This window comes from Cognatishimia sp. F0-27 (assembly GCF_020667845.1).
Taxonomy (GTDB): domain Bacteria; phylum Pseudomonadota; class Alphaproteobacteria; order Rhodobacterales; family Rhodobacteraceae; genus JAFMPQ01.
Genome location: NZ_JAFMPQ010000072.1, coordinates 1 through 4,992, shown reverse-complemented (window position 1 = coordinate 4,992; position 4,992 = coordinate 1). Strand labels below are relative to the sequence as shown.

At 62.7% G+C, this 4,992-nt stretch carries 6 protein-coding genes; 3 read left to right on the top strand and 3 right to left on the bottom strand.

The features are described 5' to 3' along the window. Positions 1-475: 475 nt before the first annotated feature. Both rpmG and J1C49_RS21225 read left to right on the top strand, forming a co-directional pair. A complete protein-coding gene (gene rpmG / locus J1C49_RS21230) occupies positions 476-643 on the top strand; it encodes a 50S ribosomal protein L33 (RefSeq protein WP_005856346.1) in 168 nt (55 codons plus the stop codon). Positions 644-840: 197 nt separating this feature from the next. Beyond that, the gene (locus J1C49_RS21225) at positions 841-1,344 is read left to right on the top strand and encodes a GNAT family N-acetyltransferase (RefSeq protein ID WP_227447820.1); all 504 of its coding nucleotides are present in this window, start codon (positions 841-843) and stop codon (positions 1,342-1,344) included. Positions 1,345-1,483: 139 nt separating this feature from the next. On the opposite strand, the gene J1C49_RS21220 is transcribed toward J1C49_RS21225, so the two are convergent. Further along, on the bottom strand, positions 1,484-2,269 hold the full coding sequence (locus tag J1C49_RS21220) for a Bax inhibitor-1/YccA family protein (protein ID WP_227447819.1): 786 nt from the start codon (positions 2,267-2,269) through the stop codon (positions 1,484-1,486). A 275-nt stretch (positions 2,270-2,544) separates the two neighbouring features. Then, a complete protein-coding gene (locus J1C49_RS21215) occupies positions 2,545-2,775 on the bottom strand; it encodes a DUF1127 domain-containing protein (protein WP_227447818.1) in 231 nt (76 codons plus the stop codon). 125 nt (positions 2,776-2,900) lie between these two features. On the opposite strand from J1C49_RS21215, the gene J1C49_RS21210 reads away from it, so the two are divergent. Beyond that, positions 2,901-3,767 carry a LysR family transcriptional regulator gene (locus J1C49_RS21210; RefSeq protein ID WP_227447817.1) on the top strand — a complete coding sequence of 289 codons (867 nt, stop codon included), beginning with the start codon at positions 2,901-2,903 and terminating at the stop codon, positions 3,765-3,767. Between the two features lie 643 nt (positions 3,768-4,410). On the opposite strand, the gene J1C49_RS21205 is transcribed toward J1C49_RS21210, so the two are convergent. Further along, positions 4,411-4,821 (bottom strand): hypothetical protein, encoded by a 411-nt coding sequence (locus tag J1C49_RS21205; RefSeq protein ID WP_227447816.1) that lies wholly within the window; start codon positions 4,819-4,821, stop codon positions 4,411-4,413. Positions 4,822-4,992: the final 171 nt, after the last annotated feature.

Sequence of the window (4,992 nt, the reverse complement as noted above, 5' to 3'; positions counted from 1 at the left end):
CCCGCCTCGCGCAGAGCGCCGGACCCGGCCCGCCTCGCGCAGAGCGCCGGACCCGGCCCGCCTCGCGCAGAGCGCCGGACCCGGCCCGCCTCGCGGAATACCTCGGGCGGGGTCGGTTTTGTGCCCTTGGCAGATTCGGATCCTCGGCGTGCGTTCCGCAAGACCTGGCCCCAGACCGATGCACGCCTTCACGGGCGCGCGCTGCGGGTTTGTGTGCCCATCCGTGTCTTGCAGCGGCCGGTGGCGCGCAAGGGGGGCGGCGCCGCAAGGCAACCGATTTGCCGCAGCGCGCCGTGGTCCGAGTGGAGGGCGTGGTCCCGGGCGGGATACTGCGGATCGGCATGGCGTTTGGCTTGAAACCCGGTTGACAGTCCCTCTGCGACGGGTAAAAGGCAGGTTCAAGATTTTCACGGGGGGAGAGCCCCGTTTCAGGACGTGGACCTGGCCAATGTGGCCGGACCCCAAGGAGACACCCATGGCGAAGCCGACGACCATCAAGATCCGCCTCAACTCGACCGCAGGCACCGGACATTTCTACGTGACGAAGAAGAACGCGCGGACAATGACCGAGAAAATGACCATCCGGAAGTTCGATCCGGTTGCGCGCAAGCATGTCGAATACAAGGAAGGCAAGATCAAGTAAGCATCTGCGTCTTGACGTTGCGATCCATTCGGGCCGCTCGACACAGGTCGAGCGGCCTTTTTCATTGTCTTGTTCAGGCGTTCCAACTCCATGCGTTCTAGCGCCGGGCGGTCCGGGATCCGCGCGTGTGTCGAAATCTGGGCATTTGCGCAGGACGTCCACAACGGGCGCGCTATCTTGGCGCGAAAGGAGAGGGCATGACCCAGAACATCACAATCCGAACCGCAACAAGCGATGATATCGGCGCGCTCGACCGCGTGTTCCAACGCAGCTATACGCAGCTCCTCGCCCCGGACTACCCACCATCCGTTCTGGTCACTGCTGTGCCAGTCATTGGACGGGCGCAGCCCGCGCTTGTTCAGTCAGGTCTGTTTTACGTTGCAGAGATTGACGGAACGCTTGTGGGCGCTGGCGGATGGTCTCTCGGGCCTCCCGGTGGGCGGCCGGGCAAACGGGGCGAGGGGCATATTCGCCACGTGGCAACGGATCCGGCCCATGTGCGCAAAGGCGTCGGGCGTGCATTGCTGGACCATATCTTGCTGGTGGCGCGCGCCAGTGGCATGGCGCAGATGTCCTGTCTGAGCACACGGTCTGCGCGCGCCTTTTACGCGGACATGGGATTTCACGAACAGGGCGACGTGATCGTACCGATCGGTGGGGTCATGGAATTCCCCGCCATCCAGATGTGGCGCATGCTCTGATCGGATCGCCACGGGCTTTTCAGCGCTGCGCCGTCGGCGTTTTCTCGGACGCGAACACCCCTTCACACGGGCGTCGAACATGAAAAAAGGGCCGGTCGTGAAGACCGGCCCCGGATGGATCATCCTTGCGCTTCGCAGCTTATTCCTGTTGCCCCATGAACATGAGCAGGAACTGGAACAGGTTCAGGAAGCTGATGTAGAGGCTCAGCGCGCCGTCATAGGCCGCCTTGTCGAGCCACTCCTGATCACCCTGCATTGCATGGGCAACGTAGGTGTTCTTGATTTCCTGCGTGTAGAAGGCAGTCAGACCGGAGAAGATCAGGATGCCGATGGCCGAGATGGCAAACATCATGGCCGGAGATTGCAGGAAGATATTCACGATCATCGCAATCACGAGACCGATCACACCCATGATGAGGAACGTGCCCATCCCGCTGAGGTTCTTCTTGGTGGTATATCCCCAGAGCGACAGACCAGCGAACGCGATGGCTGTCACAAGGAAGGTTTGCACGATCGAGTAGGTGGTGAACACGATGAAAATCGAGCTCATCGACACGCCCATCACCGCGGCAAAGGCAAAGAAGCCCAGCTGCACAGCGGCGGCAGAGCCGCGGCTCATCAGGGCACCCCAGCCGAAGAAGATGAAGGCGAGCGGCGCGAGCATCAGCACCCAGCGAAGCGGGCCGGAATAGATCGCCGCGCCGATACCGGTCAGCAGCGTGCCGTTGCCGAGCTGTGCCGCGGCCTGGCTCGGGTCGGTTGTCGTGGCCAGCCCTGCCATCGCCCAGGCGGCCAGAGCCGTCATGAGCATGCCCACGGACATCGTGCCGTAGACCTTGTTCATATGGGCGCGCAGCCCCTCGTCGATCTGGGCAGAGCGGGCGCCTGCTGCGCTCGTCGCTCGGATCGTGTTGAATTCAGCCATTAAAGCCTCCCGTTCGAGAATTCAGACCCGCGCGCGGGCGCGGTGGATGCTTGGATAATGGGTGGCTGCGGGGCTCATTTCAAGGGGAGAGATGCGCTTGGTTGACCAAAAAGGTTAGAATCACGCGTATCAATTCCGGCTGTCGGTTCCTTGGGCGCTTTGGCTCGCAGAACCGACAGGGTTTTCAGGGGCGCTCCGTGATGGTTTTGCTGTGGCACGCACCGGGCAAGGGCCGCGGGCGATGGCCCAGAGGGTCGCAGGCTGTGATGCCGTGCTCAAATGGTCCAATGCGCAGGCGCGTCCCAGAACGGCCGCGCCGCTTCGGCATCCGCGGCGTCACGGCTCAGGCCCAGGTCGTGCAATTGGTCGGCATCCATGCGCTTCAGCGCTCGGCGTTGCCGCGCCAGAGCGCGCCACTGAGCGACGCGGCGCGCCAGCAAAAGCGGGCGCAGAGCCGGGGCGTGGCCATGCCGGGACAGGCGGGGGGTGATCTCAGAAAAGGCCATGATGGTATCCTTCACAATACTTGATGATTGGGTCGCGTTGCATTCCTTGTGCTGATGTAATTGGCGCGCTACGGTGTATTTGTAAAACGAATGTCTGTGAGGCGTTCCATCACGGAGTGTGATCAATGCGCAATCTTGATATCACAACGTTGCGGTCATTCCTGGCGGTTGCGGAGTCGGGCGGGGTGACCCGAGCGGCCGGGTTTCTCAACCTGACGCAATCGGCGGTTTCCATGCAGATCAAGCGTTTGGAGGAACAACTTGACCTGACCTTGCTGGATCGATCCGGGCGCGGAGTGCGGCTTACCCCGTCGGGTGCCTTGCTGCTGAGTTATGCCGAGCGGATGGTGGGGCTCAACGACGAGATCTATGCGCGCCTGACGGATCAGACCTGGGAAGGGCGGGTAGCGCTTGGGGTGCCGTATGACATCGTCTACCCGGTGATTCCGCAGGTCCTGCGCCGGATGGGGCGCGAGCACCCCCGCGTGCAAGTGGACATGAACAGCTCGTCCACCATCAAGCTCAAGGAGCAATTCGCACGCGGCGAGGTGGATCTCATCCTGACAACGGAAACCGGTTGCGACACGGGTGGCGAGACCCTGACCGAGGTGCCGTTGCGTTGGGTCGGCGCGATCAACGGGCAGGCGGCGCAGGGGCGGCCTCTGAGGCTTGGCTTCTGTTCATTCTGCGCGTTTGCAGAGCGGGCGCGCATGGCGCTGGATCGGGCAGGGCTGCCGTGGGAAATGGCGCTTGAAAGCGATAATGACCGAACGGTGGAAGCCACGGTGAGCGCCGATCTTGCGGTCACGGCAACGCTGGAAGGGCATCATCCGAACCAGCTTGAGCCGATCGATGCGCGGCTGGGTCTCCCGGATCTCGGGATCCAGCGCATCAACATGTATCAAGGGACCGGGCGCGGGCCGCTGGTGGGTGCCATGGCGGATTATCTGCGTCAGGGTTTTGCGGGATTGCCCGCCCTTTCGGTGGCGTGACCGCTGGGCGCGTCTGATCCGTCGGTTTTGCGCGGGGGCGGCGTTGTGACGGTCTGCCGGTTCGCGCGTTCCTTGGCGCACGTGCCCTGACCGGATAGACCTTCCGTGTGGAAAGCGGGTCGATCACGCCGTGCGTCGCCCAAGATATCCGTGTCTTGAGGGGCGCGCGTGGGGTCAACGAGGCAGAGCTGTCACGGGAGGCGCGGAGCCTTTCAACCGGCGTTTTCAACCTCGTGTCGGGCAGAGCCCGCAGCGCGAGTGCCGAGATCCTTGCAAGGCTTGAGGTCGCTCTGGGCGTGCCGCTGGTCGCCTTGTCGGACGGTGCTTATGAAAAAGGCGTTGAGAGGCGGGATCGCGTCGCTATCGGAGGCGCTTTCTCCACCAGAGCACGCGTCTCCTGATCCCGATACGCGGGTTGGCCGATCAAGACGCGCTCTGAGCTTGTCGCGCGGAGCAGGAAAACCTCACCCTCGGCATGGCCTGGCGCGCATGCCTTGCTGCGAGCGCATCCCTGTGCAGGGATGCTGTGCGGCAATTGTCTGAAATCTGGATAAAACTTGAGGAAAAGGCGATTGAAAGGCTGCACCCTTCCAATCGCCGCTGTCGGGGTGACTGCCTCACATCAGCCACCGCGCCTTTCGGATCAGACGCCGACATCTGGCCCGTAACACAGCATGGGCTCGTCGCTTTGCTCGACTTCGTAAAGCACGGTGCTCTCCGGGTTGTTTTCGAACACGGCCCGCAGGCCGGTGCCGTCACGGAAAAAGGACCAGCATTGCGGGTTGGGGTTGTCCTCGTAGACGAAGCAGATTTGGCCGGCATCCTCATACCACTCGCCATCCTTGCATTTCCCGTCGAGAAAGGACCATTGCACCTTGCGGTCGGGAAGATAGCGTTCGACGCCATAGGCGTTGCCCCCAAGCCCGAAATACAATGTCTTGCCTTCGACATAGCGCTCGAACTGGTCACCGTTCATGGCTTCGGCAGCCTGGCTGGGGCCGGTCAGGACAAAGGGCAGGGCGGCGATCAGGGCGGAGGCAAGGATCTGTTTCATGAGCGGGACTTTGCCCTGATCCGCGCTGCGACGGAACCCTAAAGGTTGACAAAGGGTTAACGGGCGGGAAGTCGCTCAGGGTGCAGGGTGCAGGGTGCAGGGTGCAGGGTGCAGGGTGCAGGGTGCAGGGTGCAGGGTGCAGGGTGCAGGGTGCAGGGTGCAGGGTGCAGG